We start from the raw sequence: 15,748 nt of genomic DNA, 5'->3' as shown, positions 1-15,748 counted from the left end.
CGTCAACGCTGCCTCGCTCTCTTACTTCTGCATGAACGATGCCCAGCGCTTCTCGGCGGCTTCTCCGGCCGGCGAGGACCACCAGGCGTAGGACATCAGTGCTTGCTTCGAGGCATTCGCCGGCTCGCTCGGCAATTGCGCGGCACGCTCCGGCTTGATCACGCTGGTCTCGAATGCCTTGGGATTGCCCGGGCCGTAGTCGATGTTGAGCGGCAAATTGGCCTGGTGCACGGGATCGACGGCCTCGTTGAGGAACTTCACGGCCGTGTCGAGATTCGGCGCACCCTTGAGGATGCAGAGCGACGTACTCTGCAGGATACCCTGGTTGTAGGTGAAGGTGACCTTGGCGCCTTCCTTCGCGACCGCGCTGACGCGGCCGTTCCAGGCCATTTCCATGTCGACCTCGCCGTCATTGAGGAGCTGCGCCGACTGCGCGCCGGAGGTCCACCACACCGTGATGTGCGGCTTGATCTCTTCCAGCTTCTTGAAGGCGCGATCGACGTCGAGCGGATAGAGCTTGTCCGGCGCGACGCCGTCGGCCATCAGCGCCGCCTCGAGCGTGGCGAACGGATGGTTGCGCAGCGCGCGGCGGCCGGGGAATTTCTTGACGTCCCAGAAATCGGCCCAGCTGTTGGGCGCGTCCTTCGGGAAGGTCTTCTGGCTGTAGGACAGCACGCTCGAATAGAACTCGTAGGACACCGAATAGGGACTGCGATAGGACTCCGGCATCGCCGCGCCGTTTGGAATCTTCGAGAAGTCGAGCTTCTCGATCAGCCCCTGCTCGCCACCACGCAGGCAATTGCCGGTGGGCGTGTCGACGACGTCCCAGATCGGCTTGCCGCTGCCGACCTGCGTCTTGATCGCAGGCCAGGCGTCGGGGATGGAATCCTGGTTGATGGTGATGCCGAGCTTCTTGGCGGAGGGATCGAGGATCGCCACCGTCTGCGCCTGCTGATAGGCGCCGCCTTGCGAGACGAAGGTGATCTGCTCGGCGGCGTGCGCCGCGGTGAAACCACATGCGCCCAGCAATGCGCAGCCCAATCCAAAATTCAGCTTCGTATTCATCCTCGCCTCCTCCAAATGAACATCACTGACCGATCGCATCGAGAAACTGGTACCAGCCGGCGACCATGCGCACGGCGGGCTCGCGCAGCGGGTAGAAAGGAATGGCCTTCATGCGGCTGACGTCGAGCAGCCCGACCTCGGGCGTCTCGCCACGCACGAAAGCAGCGAGATAGCGGCCCATCAGGCTCGACATCGCGACGCCCGCACCGTTGTAGCCCATCGAGACCAGCGTGCGGTCGTCGATCCGGCCGATATGCGGCACCGAGTCCAGGGTCATGCCGACGAGGCCCGACCATTTGTATTCGAGCGGGACGTCGGCGAGATCAGGAAAGATGCCGACCATCGCCTTGCGCAGCGCGTCGAACGCGGCTTGCGAATCCTGCTTGCCGAAGGCACCGCGGCCGCCAAAGATCACGCGGTTGTCGACCATGCGGAACCAGCGCATCATGCGCTTGGTCTCGGTGTAGGTGCGTCCGGTCGGCATCAGCTTGCCGGCGAGATTGCGCGGCAGCTGTTCGGTCGCGATCAGCGCGCTGCGGAACGGGATCAGCGTGCGCTGCAGATGCGCGGTCGCGCCGGTGAGGTCGGAATAGCTGTTGGTGGCGATGATCGCCTGCCTGGCGCGCACCGCGCCTTGCGGCGTCTCGGCGACGATACCATCACCCTCTCGCCGGAGCCTTATAACCGGCGATTCCTGGAAGATCGGTACGCCGCGGCGCGCCACGCCATCGGCAAGGCCGCGCAGATAATTCAGCGGATGGATGCCGCCCGAGCCGGGATTGAGCACGCCGCCGACAAAGATGTCCGAGCCGGTCTCGTCGCGCACGCCGCTCTTGTCGAGGATACGGACCTCGGCCGAGCCCATCTCGCGCGTCATCCAGTTGGCTTCGTCGATCGCGGCCTTCAGCGTCACCTCGTTATGCGCAGCCTTGACCTGTCCGGTGCGCACGAGGTTCGCGCTGGTGATACCGAATTCAGAGACCAGCTCCTCGACCATGTCGGTCGATTCATGCGCGATCTCGTACATCCGCCTTGCCATGGCACGGCCATGGGTGGCGTCGATCTCGCGGAACGACAGCCGAAACTTTGCGGTGATCACGCCGCCATTGCGGCCGCTCGCGCCCCAGCCGGGACGATTGGCTTCCAGCACGACCGGCGACAAGCCACTCTTGGCGATGTGGTGCGCGGCGGACAGGCCGGTATAGCCCGCACCGATGATCACGACATCCGCCTGTTGCTCGCCGGACAGCACGGGAAACGCGCGCGCCGGCTCCGCCGTGGCTTCCCACAGCGAATTGGCCGACGGCAGCGCGTTCCAGTCCCGTGTCATGCCCGCACTCACGGATTACGCCGCAGGCCCGATGGCCGCGTCGGCCAGCGCCTTCAGCGTCGGGAAATGGAAGTCCGGTTTCGTCAGCGTCTCCACCGCCGGCGTGCCGCCGAATCCGGCGACGCCCTGGCGGCGCTCGATCCAGCACACCTTGTAGCCGAGCTTCCGCGCGATCCCGATGTCGTGATACTGGCTCTGCGCGACGTGGAGAATATCGGACTGCTTGTAGCCGAACGCCGACTGACGCCCCTTGTTATAGGCAAAGAACTCCGGGTTCGGCTTCGCCACGCCAGTGTCGTCAGCGCAGACGGTGTCGTCGAAGGGATTGCCGAGCGCGTGGGCGTAGCAGGACAGCGCGACACGATCGGCATTGGTCATCGCCACGAGGCGGAATTTCGTGCGCAGGCGCTTCAGCGCCTCCACGGAGTCCGAGAACGGTCCCCAGCGCAGCACCGAGAGCTGGAACACGTCGCAGGACGCATCGTCCGCCGGCAGTCCGAGCTCGGTGGCGAGATGGCGATAGACGTGGAACATCACCTCGCTGGAGCGCTCGTAATGCTTGTCGCGGCCGCGCTTGTAGGGCTCAAAAATCTGCTCGTCGCTGAGCTCGGCCGGCGTCTTGCCCGAAATCCTGCGCACCGCGTTGAGTACGCCGGTCTCGAAATCGATCAGGGTTCCGACGACGTCGAAGGTGAGAACCTTGAAATTGCTGAACGCGGCTTGGGTCGACATATCCGTTTCTTCTCTCGGTTGGACAAGGTTTGGTCAGTCCACCCTGGGCACCACGATGGTGTCCTCGGGATGAAGGGTGACGGTGAGGCTGCCGCCGAGCGGCGGGATGCGGCCATAGGCCTGGTGATAGGCCGGCTGGCGCAGGCTGAGCGCGATGCCGTCCGTCAGCGCCAGGAAGATGCGCAGGCTCTCGCCCTGGTAGACGATGTCGGTCACCGTCCCGGTCAGGCGGTTGCAGGCGGCATCCTGCGCGCCGTCGTCGATCAGGAGCTTTTCGCTGTGCACGGCGAGCATCAGCGCATTACCATCGGGAATGGCGCGGGCGCTGCGCAGAAGCGCATGACCGAGTGCGACGCTGGAGGCATCGACGCGGCGGACCGGCAGCATCGTCGCCTCGCCGATGAAGCTCGCGACAAAGGAATCGGCGGGATGATCGTGCAGCCGCTCGGGCTGGTCGATCTGGATCAGCTTGCCGTCCTTCATCACGGCGACGCGGTCGCTCATGGTCAGCGCCTCGCGCTGGTCGTGGGTGACATAGATGATGGTGGCGCCGATACGCCGGTGCAGCGCACGCAGCTCGATCTGCATGGATTCGCGAAGCTGCTTGTCGAGTGCCGAGAGCGGCTCGTCCATCAGGATCAGCTGCGGCTCGAAGATCATGGCGCGTGCCAGCGCCACGCGCTGGCGCTGGCCGCCGGAGAGCTGCGCGATGCCGCGTTCCTCGTAGCCGGCGAGCCCGACCATCGCGAGCGCCGCGCGCACCTTGTCGGGCCAGCTCGCTTTCGGCAGGCGCCGCGCGCGCAGCGGAAAGGCGACGTTCTCGCCGACGCTCATATGCGGGAACAGCGCGTAGTTCTGGAACACCACGCCGATGTCGCGCTTGTGCGGCGGCATATAGGTGACGTCGCGGCCGCCGAACAGAATTGTGCCGGAAGTCGGCAGGATGAAGCCGCCCAGAATGCCGAGCAGCGTGGTCTTGCCGGAACCGGAGGGGCCGAGCAACGAGACGAATTCGCCGGCGCCGACATTGAGGGAAACGTCGTCGAGAGCGCGAACGGCGCCATACGCCTTGCTCGCGGACCTGATCTCGACGCTTTCCGCTCGTTTGTCCAACGATCGACCTCGTCTCGTTCCCTGCAATGGCGTGCCTCACTGCGCGCCATAAGCCTGTATTATAGACAGCGTTTTCGAGCACTTGCCGGCGCGGCGTGCGCCGCACCAAATTCTTCCTCAAAACACCCTGTCGTTAGGCTGTGATGCCAATGACACCAGACTTGGCAAAACTCGGCAATTGCCAAATTCTCACCGCGCTCATAACATGACGTTATGCCCGAGCTGCGCCGGATGCTGCCCTCAAGTAACGCCCTGTTCGTCTTCGACGCAGCGGCGCGCAATGGCAGCTTCACGGCAGCGGCCGCCGAATTGAACGTCACGCAGCCCGCGGTGAGCCGCATGCTCGGCCAGTTCGAGGACCATCTCGGCGTCCGCCTGTTCGACCGCAAGGCCGGCCGCGCGGTGCTCACCGAGGAAGGCGAGCTGCTCTATCGCCGCGTGCTCGAAGGTTTTCGCAGCATCGAGACCGGTCTCACCGAGATCGAGCGGCGCCGCAAGGGCACCGAGACGGTGACGCTGTCGGTCTCCTCCGCCTTCACCACGCATTGGCTGATGCCGCGCATCGACAAGCTGCAGCGGCAGTTTCCGCAGGTCGATCTGCGCTTCCAGCTGATCTCCGGCGCGCTGCGCGGGGCGGTCGAGAATGTCGACCTCGGCATGCGCTTTCGTGACCGCGAAGAGCCGTCGTCCGGTGGCACGCTGGTGATGAAGGAGGTCATGCTGCCGATGTGCAGCCCGGGCTATCTCGGCGAGACCGACCCCGCAGAGGGCAACACCATCATCCGCCTCGCCGAGACGCCGGGCGACTGGGCCGCGGATTATGCGTCGCTGCTCACCGGACGGCGCGGCGCCGCCAAGGCGCTGAGCTTCACCGATTATGCGGTCGTGGTGCAGGCGGCGCTGCTCGGCCAGGGCATCGCGCTCGGCTGGCTCACGGTCGCCTCGCACTGGCTGTTGACCGGCGCGCTGGTGCCGGCCTCCGACAGGCTCACCACCACGCGCCGCATCTGCGAATTCCTGCCGCCGCGCAACCGGCCGATGCGCCCCATCGCCGCGGAGATCCGCGACTGGATCATCGCCCAGATGCACAGCGAGGTCGCGGCGATCGACAAGCTCTATCCGAAGCTCGGCGCGATGGCCGCCTGCTATTGAGCGCGCTACCCGGGCCGGAAGCGCAGATTGGCGCGCGACAGCTGGCTGATCGACGTGCATCCCATCAGCTTCATGCCGCGCTCGAGCTCCGTGCGCAGCAGCCCGAGGGCGCGCTCGACACCGGGCTGGCCCGCCGCGGCGAGCGGATAGAGATAGTATCGTCCGAGCCCGACCGCCTTGGCACCGAGCGACAGCGCTTTCAGGACATGGGTTCCGCGCTGGATGCCGCCATCCATCATCACGTCGATGCGGTCACCCACGGCGTCGACGATTTCGGCGAGCTGGTCGAAGGCCGAGCGGGAGCCGTCGAGCTGGCGGCCGCCATGGTTGGACAGCACGATGCCGGCACAGCCGATGTCGACCGCGCGACGCGCGTCTTCCACCGACATGATCCCCTTCAGGCAGAACGGCCCGTTCCAGTTCTTCACCATCTCCGCGACATCGTCCCAGTTCATCGCGGGATCCAGCATCTCCGTGAAATAGCGGCCGATCGACATGGTGCCGCCGCCCATGTCGACGTGCTCGTCCAGTTGCGGCAGCCGGAATTTCTCGTGGGTGACATAGTCGATGCCCCATCGCGGCTTGATCGCGAATTGCAGCATGCCGGCCAGCGTCAGGCGGAAGGGAATGCTGAAGCCGGTGCGCAGATCGCGCTCGCGATTGCCACCGGTGATGCTGTCGACGGTCAGCATCATGACCTCGACGCCGGCCTCCTTGGCCCGCTGCATCATGGCGCGGTTGAGACCGCGATCCCGGTGGAAATAGAACTGATAGACCTGCGGCGTGTCATAGGCCTTGCGCAATTCCTCCAGGCTCACCGTGCCCAGCGAGGAGACGCCGAACATGGTGCCGTACTTCGCGGCCGCCGCGCCGACCGCACGCTCGCCGTCATAGTGAAACAGCCGCTGCAAGGCGGTCGGCGAGCAGTAGAACGGCTGCGCGAGCTTCTGGCCCATGACGGTGACCGAGAGGTCGACCTGCTGCACGCCGCGCAGCACGTTGGGTAACAGGTCGCAATGCTCGAAGCTGGCACTGTTGCGGCGAAGGGTCGTCTCATCGTCGGCCCCGCCGTCGATATAGTCGAAGATCGGGCCGGGCAGCCGGCTGCGTGCCAGCCGCCGGAAATCGTGGAAGTTATGACACTGTGCCAGCCGCATCGCTTACCTTAGATCTCCTAGTGATGCTCGATCGCACGAATCGCGCCGCGGAGCTCGGCGAGGCCACGGAGGCGGCCGATTGCAGTATAGCCGGGATTGGTGCGCTTGGTAGCGGCGAGATCGTCCAGCATGCGATGGCCGTGGTCGGGACGGAAGACGATCCTCTGGTCCGGTGAGCGCCGCGCATTCTCCTTCAACAACGCCTTGAGCACCGCAATCATATCGACGTCGCCGTCGAGATGATCGGACTCGTGGAACGATACCCCGTCCGCCTCGCGCTTGGTCGCGCGCAGATGGGCAAAGGCAATGCGCGGGCCGAAGCGTTCGGCCATGGCGGGCAGATCGTTCTCGGCGCGCACGCCGAGCGAGCCCGTGCAGAGGCAGATGCCGTTGGCCTTCGACGGCACCGCGTCAAACAGCGCCTGGTAGTCCTCGGCCGTGGAAGCGATGCGCGGCAGGCCGAACAGCGGCCGCGGCGGATCGTCGGGGTGCAGCGTCAGCGACACGCCGAGCTGCTCGGCGACCGGCGCGACGCGGCTCAGGAATTCGGCGAGATGCTGCCGCAGGATTTTTGGCGTGATGTCGCGATAAGCGTCCAGCTTGTCGCGGAATTGCGGAATGGTCATCGGCTCGGTTGTCGAGCCCGGCAACGCGCTGGCGATGACCATGATGAGATAGTCGATATCGGCCTGGCTCATCTGATCGAACAGCTTTTTGGCGCGCGCCTGCTGCTCGGGGGAGTATTCCTGTCGCGCAGCCGGACGTTCCAGGATATGCAGCTCGAACGCCGCAAAGCGATCCTGATCGAAGCGCAGGGCACGGGCGCCGTTTGGCAGCTCCCATTCGAGATCCGTCCGGCACCAGTCGACGACGGGCATGAAGTTGTAACAGATGACCTTGATGCCGGCTGCGGCCACTGCTTCAAGACTTGCAATCCACGCCTCGATCGATTTCGTCGCCTTTCCGCCGAGCCGCTTGACGTCGTCAGGGATCGGAATCGATTCCACCACCGACCAGATCAGCTGCGAGCGGCCGGGCTGGCCATTCTCGATGAAATTCTTGCGCTCCTCGACCGCCTTGCGCGTCCAGGCCTCGCCAATCGGCACCTGATGCAGCGCCGAGACGATATCGCTCGCCCCGGCCTGCCTGACGTCGTCGAGCGACACGGGATCATTGGGTCCGTACCAGCGCCATCCCTCGAGCATCATGGGTATTCTCCAATCAGTTGGCAGTCAGCACGACCTTGACGCTCTGCGAGCGGTCGAGCGCCAGCCGCAGCGCGTCAGGCGCGGTCGACAACGGCCGCTCGGCGGTGACGAGTGACAGCACGTCGACGCTGCCGGATCCAATCAATTCCACCGCCGTCATGAATTCAAGCCCGAAGCGGAACGAGCCGCGCAGGTCGATCTCCTTTGCCATCACCGCATTCGACGGCGTCGGAATTTGCCCGCCCGGCAGATTGCCGATCTGCACCACCACGCCGCCGCGCCTGATAATGCCGATGGCGCTGGCAAGACCAGCGGCCGTGCCCGAGACCTCGAACGCGACGTCGTAGGGACGCGACGCCGCTTGCGCCTTCAGGCCCTCTTCTCCGCCCGAGACGTTCTCGACATGGGACGCACCGAGCTTTGTCGCGAAGGCGAGCGGCGCCGGTGCGATGTCGGCCACCGTGACGTCAGCCATGCCGGCGCGGTGCGCGGCAAGCATGGTCAAGAGCCCGATCGGGCCGGCACCGAAGATGATGCCGCGCTTGCCTTCGATCTTGCCGGCACGTGCAACGGCGTGCAGGCAGACCGCGAGCGGCTCGGCGAGCGCCGCGGCCTGATAGGACACGTGGTCCGGGATCTTCACGCACTGCGCCGGGATCGCGTCGAAATAGTTGGCGAAACCGCCCTGCATGTGCGGCGTCTTCGACGCCGAGCCCATGAAGTAGATATTCTCGCAGAGGTTCTGCCGGCCCTCGCGGCAGGCGCCGCAATGGCCGCACCAGCGCGACGGGTTGACGGCGACGCGGTCACCGACCTTCAGATTGGCTGCGGAACCCGCGATCTCCACGACCTGGCCCGAGATCTCGTGACCGAGCACCAGCGGCGACTTCACGACGAAATCGCCGGTCCGGGCGTGGCGGAAGTAATGCATGTCCGAGCCGCAGATGCCGCCGGCTCCGAAGCGGATACGCACCATGCCGTCGGCCAGCTTGTCGAGCGGATGCTCGATCATGCGGAGATCTTCGGGGCCAAACAGGGTTGCGGCGAGAGAGGTCGAGGTCATTTGGAAAGTCCCATGTATTTTGGCAGCCAGAGGGTGAGTTCGGGAATGTAGGTGATCGCGATCAGCGCGATCAGCAGCGGCACCAGCCAGGGCAGGATCGCGACCGTCGTACGCTCGACCGAGAGCTTTGCCACGCGGGCGAGCACGAACAGCACCATGCCGAGCGGCGGATGCAACAGGCCGATCATCAGGTTCAGCGTCATGATCAGACCGAAATGGATCGGATCGATGCCGAGCTTGAGCACGATCGGCAGCAGGATCGGCACCAGAATGGTGATCGCCGCCGTGGTGTCGATGAAGCAGCCGACGAACAGGATCAGCACGTTGGCGAGCGCCAGGAACACCCATTTGTTGTGGGTGATGCTGAGCATCCAGTCCGACAGCAATTGGGCCGCCTGCGACACCGTCAGCAGCCAGGCGAAGATCGAGGCTGCGGTGACGATGAACAGCACGGAAGCCGTGGTCTCGATGGTGTCGAAGGTCGCCTTCGCCACCGTCTTCAGGGTCATGGTGCGGTAACGCACGAGGCCGAGGAACAGCGACCAGATCACCGCGGCCACGGCCGCCTCGGTCGGCGTGAACCAGCCGAGCGTCATGCCGCCGATCAGGATGACAGGTGCCATCAGCGCCATCACCGCGGAGAAATCGAAGTACCAGTCGATCGCCAGCAGCGCGCCGAGGCCGATGACGACGGCCATGTTGGTCGACATGCCGGCCATCACCATCAGCCAGATCGCCAGCGGGAATGCGAGCACGATGGCGATCTCGAGGCCGGCCGAGCCGAGCTGCGGCCAGGAGAACGGCGTGTCGCTGCCCCATTTGTTCTTGTGCGCAAAGTAGGTGACGGTGGCCATCATCAGCAGCGTCATGACGATGCCGGGAATGACGCCTCCGAGGAACAGCGCACCGATCGAGACGTTCGCCATCATGCCGTAGATCACGAAGGGCAGCGACGGCGGGATGATCGGGCCGAGCGTGGCCGAGGCCGCGGTGACGCCGACCGAGAACTCGGTGGTGTAGCCGTGGTCCTTCATCGCCTTGATCTCGATGGTGCCGAGACCGGCGGCATCCGCGATCGCGGTGCCGGACATGCCGGAGAAGATCACCGAACCGATGATGTTGACGTGACCGAGGCCGCCGCGCATCCAGCCGACCAGCGCGACGGCGAATTTGTAGATGCGGCCGGTGACGCCGGCGATGTTCATGAGATTGCCGGCCAGGATGAAGAAAGGCACGGCGAGCAGCGGAAAGCTCTCGACGCCCGCGATCATGCGTTGCGCCAGCGTAACATCCGGCGTCACGCCGCTGACCAGGATGTAGAGCAACGACGACGCGGCCATGGCAATCGCCACGGGAACGCCGAGCAGCATCAGGACGAGAAAACCGCCAAGCAACAGCAGCATGAGATTATCCTTCAAAACCGTCGTAGGCGCCGGGACGTTCGAGGATCGAATAGCCCTGTCGCAGATGTTGCAGCGCGACCTGCACCGAGCGCACGAACATCAGCACGAAGCCGAGGAGAACGGCGTAATAGACGTAGTCCTTGGGCAGATTGATCGTGGTCATGGATTCGTCGCCGATGATCTGGATGTAGACCCAGACCAGCTTGATGGCGTAACCGAAGAAGGCGATCCGGATCAGGTCGATCGCCGTCGACAGCGCGCGCGCGACGACATGCGGCAGATAGCGGTAGATCAGGTCGACCTGGATGTGCCGCGACAGCCGCACGCACATCGAGGCGCCGATGAAGACGACACCGATCAGGCAGTAGGTCGCGATCTCCTCGGTCCAGGCATAGCTGTCATTGAGGACATAGCGGGTGAAGAACTGCAGGAAGACGGCCAGCGCCATCACCCAGAAGATCACCAGTGCCACCCAATCCTCGAAAGCGTAGACGCCGAGATCGACCTTCGGCGTCGCCTCCTCCTCGAAGGTATGGGCGATCTCGTCTCCGGTGATCTGCCGGTGCACTTCGGCAGTCGACATGTGGTTACTCCCCAAAACTAATTCACGTCGTTCCGGGATGGTGCGCAAGCACCAGACCCGGAACCTCGAGATCCCGGGTTCGGTCCTGCGGACCGCCCCGGGATGACGACTACGTCGTCACTTGACCGCCTGGATCCGTTCCCAATCGGCCTTGCGATAACCGAAGGTTTCGAACGGAACGTTCTTCAGCACGATGTCGCGGAACTCGTTCTTGTCGACTTCGGTCACGGTCAGGCCCTTCTCCTTGAAGAAGGCGACGAGCTTGGCCTCGTTCTGCTTGATCTCGTCGGTCGCTTTCGCGGCCGCTTCCTGCGCCACGTCGGTGAAGATCTTCTTGTCCTCGTCCGAGAGCTTCTTCCAGAGCGCGCCCGCCACGACCGTGTTGAGGTGGTCGACGATGTGGCCGGTGAGCACGATGTGCTTCTGCACCTCGTAGAACTTCTTGGCTTCGATCGTGGTCAGCGGGTTTTCCTGCGCCTCGACGGTGCCGTTCTGGAGCGCGAGATAGACCTCGGCGAAAGCGATCGGCGCGGTGTTGGCGCCGCAGGCGCGCGGCATGGCGAGATAGGCCGGCACGTCGGGCACGCGCATCTTCAGGCCCTTGAGGTCGGCACAGGTCTTGATCGGCTTGTTCGACGAAGTCTGGCGCACGCCGTAATAGGTCACCGCGATGATGTGATGACCGCTCTTGTCCTCGTAACCCTTGGCGAGCTCCTTGAAGATGTCGCTCTTGGTATAGGCGAGCAGATGATCGGCATCGCGGAAGGTGTAGGGATAATAGGTCACGCCGATCGGCGGGAAGCTCTTGGCCGCGAAGCTCGAGCCGGAGATGATGATATCGACCGAGCCGAGCGAGAGGCCCTGGTTGATGTCGGCTTCCTTGCCGAGCTGGGACGCCGGATAGACGTCGATCTGGTAGCGCCCGTTGGTGCGCTTGCCGATCTCCTGCGCGGCCCAGACGGACGCGGTGTGGAACGGCTCCGAGGTCTCGTAGACATGGGCCCATTTCAGCTTGGTCTGCGCCAGGCTGGCCTCGGTCGTCGCAAACATTGCCGCGGCCGAGACCGCCAGCACCATCGTGATTTTCTTCAACACTGATTTTCCTCCACTCACTCAAGTCTGCTTCTTGTTCACTCGCCTCGAAACCGATGCGAGCCGCCCAATCTCATCGCCGCCGCGCGCTGCCGCTTTTGACCGGCTTCTTCGACGGTCGTTTTGGCTTCGCCGGCTGAGCCTCGGATCGCGCGGTCCGCTTCCGCATCGTCGGCGCTGCCGCGGCGGTTTCGGCGCCAAAATTCTGCGCAAAGCGCTCCTGCGAATGCGCGAGGTGATCGCGCATGGCGTCGCGGGCCGCCTTTGGCTGGCGCGCCGCGATGGCATCGCGCACGGCCCGGTGCTCGCTAAGCGCCGTGCGCCAGGTGCCGGGGTTCTCGAAATAATGCGCAAGCTGCGCGAAATAGGGGTTGAGGCGCTGGTCGAACAGCTCGCCGACCACGCGCACCAGAACGGCATTGCCGAGGCATCCGGCGATCGCGATATGGAAGGCGCGGTCATGGACCATCGAGGCTTCGCCGGGATGCGCGACGTTCTCCATCGCCACCAGGGCGGCATCGATGCGTGCGAGATCGTCCTTGGTCGCGACGCGCGCGGCCTGCTCGGCGATGGCGCTTTCGAGGAATTCGCGGGCGCGCAACAGCTCGAACGGACCTTCAATGACGGCGGCCGCCAACGCGGGCGCCGCGTCCGCGGGCTCGCTCACATAAATGCCTGAACCGACACGGATGCGGACGCGGCCCTCGACTTCGAGCGCGATCAGGGCTTCGCGCACCGTCGGGCGCGAGATCCTGAGCTGCTCCGCGAGCTCGCGCTCGGTCGGCAAGCGGCTGCCGACCGCGTACTCGCCGCTGTCGATCAGGCTTCGCAATTGATCGGCGACCTGGCGGTAAAGCCGTCTCGCCTCCACAGCTTCCAGCGGCACGCTGGCCTCCCCGAAAGGGTCGCGCCGGTGGATCCGGCGACCCGCCAATTTTGGAGAATTGGCCTTACCAATTGACCGGAGCATTGACCCAGGACGGCCGCCATGTCAAGCAGCGGCCAAATACAGGGAGAGACGACCATGCGGCTTGGCAGCTCCAATCTCGATCGGCTGGCACCTCGCATCCGCCGCCCGGCCTATGATCGCGCGCGTGTTACGCCCGGTATCGTGCATCTTGGTTTGGGCGCGTTTCATCGCGCCCATCAGGCCGTCGTCATCGACGATTGCCTTGCTACCGGCGCCGCCTCGTGGGGCATTGTCGGCGCGAGCCTGCGCAGCCCTGACACGCGCGACGCCCTCGCCCCGCAGGATCATCTCTACACGGTTGCCGTGCGCGCCACTGAGGGCACCGAGCATCGCGTCATCGGCGCGCTGCTGGACAGCGTCGTCGCGCGCGAGAAACCGGCTGCGCTGGTCGCGCGAATGGCAGATCCCGCCATCCGCATCGTCTCGCTCACGGTCACCGAGAAGGGCTATTGCCACACGCCGCAGACCGGCGATCTCGATGAGCGGCATCCCGACGTCGTGCACGATCTCAACAATTTCGACGCGCCGCGCTCGGCGCCCGGCTTCATCGTGGCAGCACTGGCGCGCCGGCGGGCGCAGGGACTTTCGCCCTTCACGGTGCTGTGCTGCGACAACCTCGCCGCCAACGGCCACACCGTGCAGCGGATCGTGACGCAATTCGCCGCGCTCCGCTCAAAGGATCTCGGCAAATGGATCGCGGATAACGCCACCTTCCCCTGCACCATGGTCGATCGAATCGTGCCGGAAACGACGGATGCCGACCGTGATGCCGTTGCAGCCGCACTCGGGATGCGTGACGCCTGGCCTGTGATGACCGAGCCGTTCACGCAATGGGTGGTCGAGGATCGCTTTTCCGCCGGCAGGCCCGATCTGGCTGCCGCCGGCGTCGAGCTCGTCGCCGACGTCAAGCCGTTCGAGCTGATGAAGCTGCGGCTGCTCAACGCCAGCCATTCGGCGCTCGCCTATCTCGGCTATCTCGCCGGTTACGAGACCATCGCCGAGACCATGCAGGATCCGCATTTCGCGCGCCTCGCCGCGCAGGTGATGGAAGAGGCGGCGCTGACGCTGACGATGCCTGCGGGCACCGATCTCGCCGCCTATCGTGCGTCCCTGCTCAAGCGCTTCGCCAATCCGGCGCTGCATCACCGCACCTGGCAGATCGCGATGGACGGCTCGCAGAAGCTGCCGCAGCGCCTGCTCGGCGCGATGCAGGATCGCCTGGCCAAAAACCTGCCGATCGCGACGCACGCGCTCGCGGTCGCCGGCTGGATGCGCTACGTCACCGCACGCGACGAGCAGGGCCGCGCCATCGACGTGCGCGATCCCCTCGCCGCCGAGCTCGCGGGCCTGGCGCGCGAGGCCGGTCCCGTCGCGGAGCGGCTGGCGCCGGCATTGCTCGCCGTCACAAAAGTGTTCGGGCCGCTCAGCGCCGAGCCGCGCCTGCGCGAGGCCGTGATCGCGGCACTCGGCCGCCTCTACAAGGACGGTGCGCGACGCACGGTGGAGACGCTCATTTCGGCGTGACCATAAAGTGGGCAATCATGCTGCACTGCGTTCAAAGTCGGACTCAAGTCGCGCTTGATTTTTGCCTGCCATTGGCTCACCCGAGAGGCATGGCAAAGGACAGCAAGGTCATCGCCGCGAACGCGGCTTTCTACGCCGCCTTTTCGACGGGCGATTTTGACGAAATGAAGCGGATGTGGGCGGATGACGACGCCATTTCCTGCATTCATCCCGGCTGGCCCGCGATCGTCGGCCACGCCACCGTGATCGGAAGCTGGCGCGACATCCTGCAAAATCCGGAACGGCCGCAGATCGTCTGCGCCGAGCCGCAGGCGATCGTCGACGGCGACAGTGCGCGCGTGCTCTGCATCGAGATCGTCGACGGCACCGCGCTCGCTGCCGCCAACCATTTTCGGCGCGTCGGCGACGGCTGGCGCCTGGTGCATCACCAGTCGAGCCCGATCGCGCAGATTGTCGAGCAGGCTGAGGACGATAGAGCAAGTCACCGGGTGCACTGAGCGCGACGGCGTTCTACTGTGCATGGGGTTGTTTTGCGGTTTTTTGTTCGGCGCCGAGTTCCGACAGATCGTCCAGCACCACCCGCGCCGCGCTGAAATCATCATCCCGGAAAAACAGGCTGCGGGTGATGAGCACGGGAATGTCGGCCCGCGAGGCCGCGATCAGGCCGTTGCTGGAATCCTCGATCGCGACGCAGTCGGATGGCGCCAGCTTCAATCGCGCCAGCACGTCGAGATAGACGTCCGGCGCAGGCTTCTTGTGCCTGACATCGTCACCGGCAACGATCGCATCGAAATCCGCGGCCCAGCGCGGCCCCAGCGCCTGCGACAGCAGCGCATCGATATTGCCGTGCGAGGTCGTGGTCGCGATCGCGAGCCGCTGGCCGCGCGCCTTGGCCGCAGTGAGCAGCTCCATCACACCGGGCCGCAAGGGGCAGCAGCCGGTCTCGACCAGCTCGGCATAATGAGCGGTCTTGATACGGTGAAGCTCGGCGATATCCGCATCCGACAAGGGCGGCGCGATCCACTGCCGGGCATGGAAGGCGCGGATGCGCTCCTTGCCGCCGGTCACCCGCAGCAGATCCTTGTAGGCGGCCCGGTCCCAATGCCAGTCGAGCCCGTGACGGGCGAAGGCGTGGTTGAAGGCCCGCCGGTGCAGCTCCTCCGTCTCGGCCAGGGTCCCGTCGACGTCGAAGATCAGAGCGGCCGCGTTCCGGATCAGCTCCGCCGCGCCGGATGGCGCTATGGTGGCCGCTTCCGCCTGCATGGTCGACGCCTCCTGTGACGGGCGACCATCGCCCGAGGCGGCAGGCGAGTAAAATCGCAATATCTTTTGCCGGACCCAAAAATCTCTTATGAG

Annotated in this window: 15 protein-coding genes; 3 read left to right on the top strand and 12 right to left on the bottom strand. The window is 65.0% G+C overall.

Translation table 11 applies throughout. From position 1 onward, the window contains the following. Positions 1-21: 21 nt before the first annotated feature. The 4 genes from QA645_RS10265 to QA645_RS10250 are packed head-to-tail and all read right to left on the bottom strand — an operon-like array spanning position 22 to position 4,240. A complete protein-coding gene (locus QA645_RS10265) occupies positions 22-1,065 on the bottom strand; it encodes an ABC transporter substrate-binding protein (RefSeq protein ID WP_283049964.1) in 1,044 nt (347 codons plus the stop codon). A gap of 22 nt (positions 1,066-1,087) precedes the next feature. After that, complete coding sequence (locus QA645_RS10260) at positions 1,088-2,395, bottom strand: FAD-binding oxidoreductase (RefSeq protein WP_283049963.1); 1,308 nt, start codon at positions 2,393-2,395, stop codon at positions 1,088-1,090. Between the two features lie 15 nt (positions 2,396-2,410). Beyond that, on the bottom strand, positions 2,411-3,127 hold the full coding sequence (locus QA645_RS10255) for an HAD family hydrolase (RefSeq protein ID WP_283049961.1): 717 nt from the start codon (positions 3,125-3,127) through the stop codon (positions 2,411-2,413). A 33-nt stretch (positions 3,128-3,160) separates the two neighbouring features. Further along, entirely contained in the window at positions 3,161-4,240 is a 1,080-nt protein-coding gene (locus QA645_RS10250; protein ID WP_283049959.1) for an ABC transporter ATP-binding protein, read from the bottom strand. Positions 4,241-4,453: 213 nt separating this feature from the next. On the opposite strand from QA645_RS10250, the gene QA645_RS10245 reads away from it, so the two are divergent. Next, positions 4,454-5,392 (top strand): LysR family transcriptional regulator, encoded by a 939-nt coding sequence (locus QA645_RS10245; RefSeq protein WP_283049958.1) that lies wholly within the window; start codon positions 4,454-4,456, stop codon positions 5,390-5,392. 5 nt (positions 5,393-5,397) lie between these two features. Here the strand turns inward: QA645_RS10245 and QA645_RS10240 are convergent, their stop codons facing one another. From QA645_RS10240 to QA645_RS10210, 7 genes are all read right to left on the bottom strand, one after another. Further along, the gene (locus tag QA645_RS10240) at positions 5,398-6,549 is read right to left on the bottom strand and encodes an alpha-hydroxy acid oxidase (RefSeq protein WP_283049956.1); all 1,152 of its coding nucleotides are present in this window, start codon (positions 6,547-6,549) and stop codon (positions 5,398-5,400) included. 17 nt (positions 6,550-6,566) lie between these two features. Beyond that, complete coding sequence (uxuA, locus tag QA645_RS10235; protein ID WP_283049954.1) at positions 6,567-7,757, bottom strand: mannonate dehydratase; 1,191 nt, start codon at positions 7,755-7,757, stop codon at positions 6,567-6,569. A 13-nt stretch (positions 7,758-7,770) separates the two neighbouring features. Continuing rightward, entirely contained in the window at positions 7,771-8,820 is a 1,050-nt protein-coding gene (locus QA645_RS10230) for an L-idonate 5-dehydrogenase (RefSeq protein WP_283049952.1), read from the bottom strand. Beyond that, positions 8,817-10,223, bottom strand: coding sequence for a TRAP transporter large permease (locus QA645_RS10225; RefSeq protein WP_254133651.1), 1,407 nt, complete (start codon positions 10,221-10,223; stop codon positions 8,817-8,819). Before QA645_RS10225 ends, QA645_RS10230 begins: the two co-directional genes overlap by 4 nt. A 4-nt stretch (positions 10,224-10,227) precedes the next feature. Next, a complete protein-coding gene (locus QA645_RS10220; RefSeq protein WP_254133652.1) occupies positions 10,228-10,806 on the bottom strand; it encodes a TRAP transporter small permease in 579 nt (192 codons plus the stop codon). Between the two features lie 117 nt (positions 10,807-10,923). Continuing rightward, on the bottom strand, positions 10,924-11,883 hold the full coding sequence (locus QA645_RS10215) for a sialic acid TRAP transporter substrate-binding protein SiaP (protein ID WP_283053155.1): 960 nt from the start codon (positions 11,881-11,883) through the stop codon (positions 10,924-10,926). Positions 11,884-11,971: 88 nt separating this feature from the next. After that, the gene (locus tag QA645_RS10210) at positions 11,972-12,784 is read right to left on the bottom strand and encodes a FadR/GntR family transcriptional regulator (protein ID WP_283049949.1); all 813 of its coding nucleotides are present in this window, start codon (positions 12,782-12,784) and stop codon (positions 11,972-11,974) included. Positions 12,785-12,922: 138 nt separating this feature from the next. Between QA645_RS10210 and QA645_RS10205 the strand changes: the two genes are divergently transcribed. Both QA645_RS10205 and QA645_RS10200 read left to right on the top strand, forming a co-directional pair. Beyond that, the gene (locus QA645_RS10205; RefSeq protein WP_283049948.1) at positions 12,923-14,392 is read left to right on the top strand and encodes a mannitol dehydrogenase family protein; all 1,470 of its coding nucleotides are present in this window, start codon (positions 12,923-12,925) and stop codon (positions 14,390-14,392) included. A gap of 89 nt (positions 14,393-14,481) precedes the next feature. Next, a complete protein-coding gene (locus QA645_RS10200) occupies positions 14,482-14,889 on the top strand; it encodes a nuclear transport factor 2 family protein (protein ID WP_148772927.1) in 408 nt (135 codons plus the stop codon). Between the two features lie 13 nt (positions 14,890-14,902). Here the strand turns inward: QA645_RS10200 and QA645_RS10195 are convergent, their stop codons facing one another. Next, complete coding sequence (locus QA645_RS10195) at positions 14,903-15,655, bottom strand: HAD family hydrolase (protein WP_283049946.1); 753 nt, start codon at positions 15,653-15,655, stop codon at positions 14,903-14,905. Positions 15,656-15,748: the final 93 nt, after the last annotated feature.

It is taken from the genome of Bradyrhizobium sp. CIAT3101 (assembly GCF_029714945.1).
GTDB lineage: Bacteria > Pseudomonadota > Alphaproteobacteria > Rhizobiales > Xanthobacteraceae > Bradyrhizobium.
Note: the sequence above shows the minus strand (reverse complement) of the source record. Positions and strands in the feature narration are given on the sequence as shown.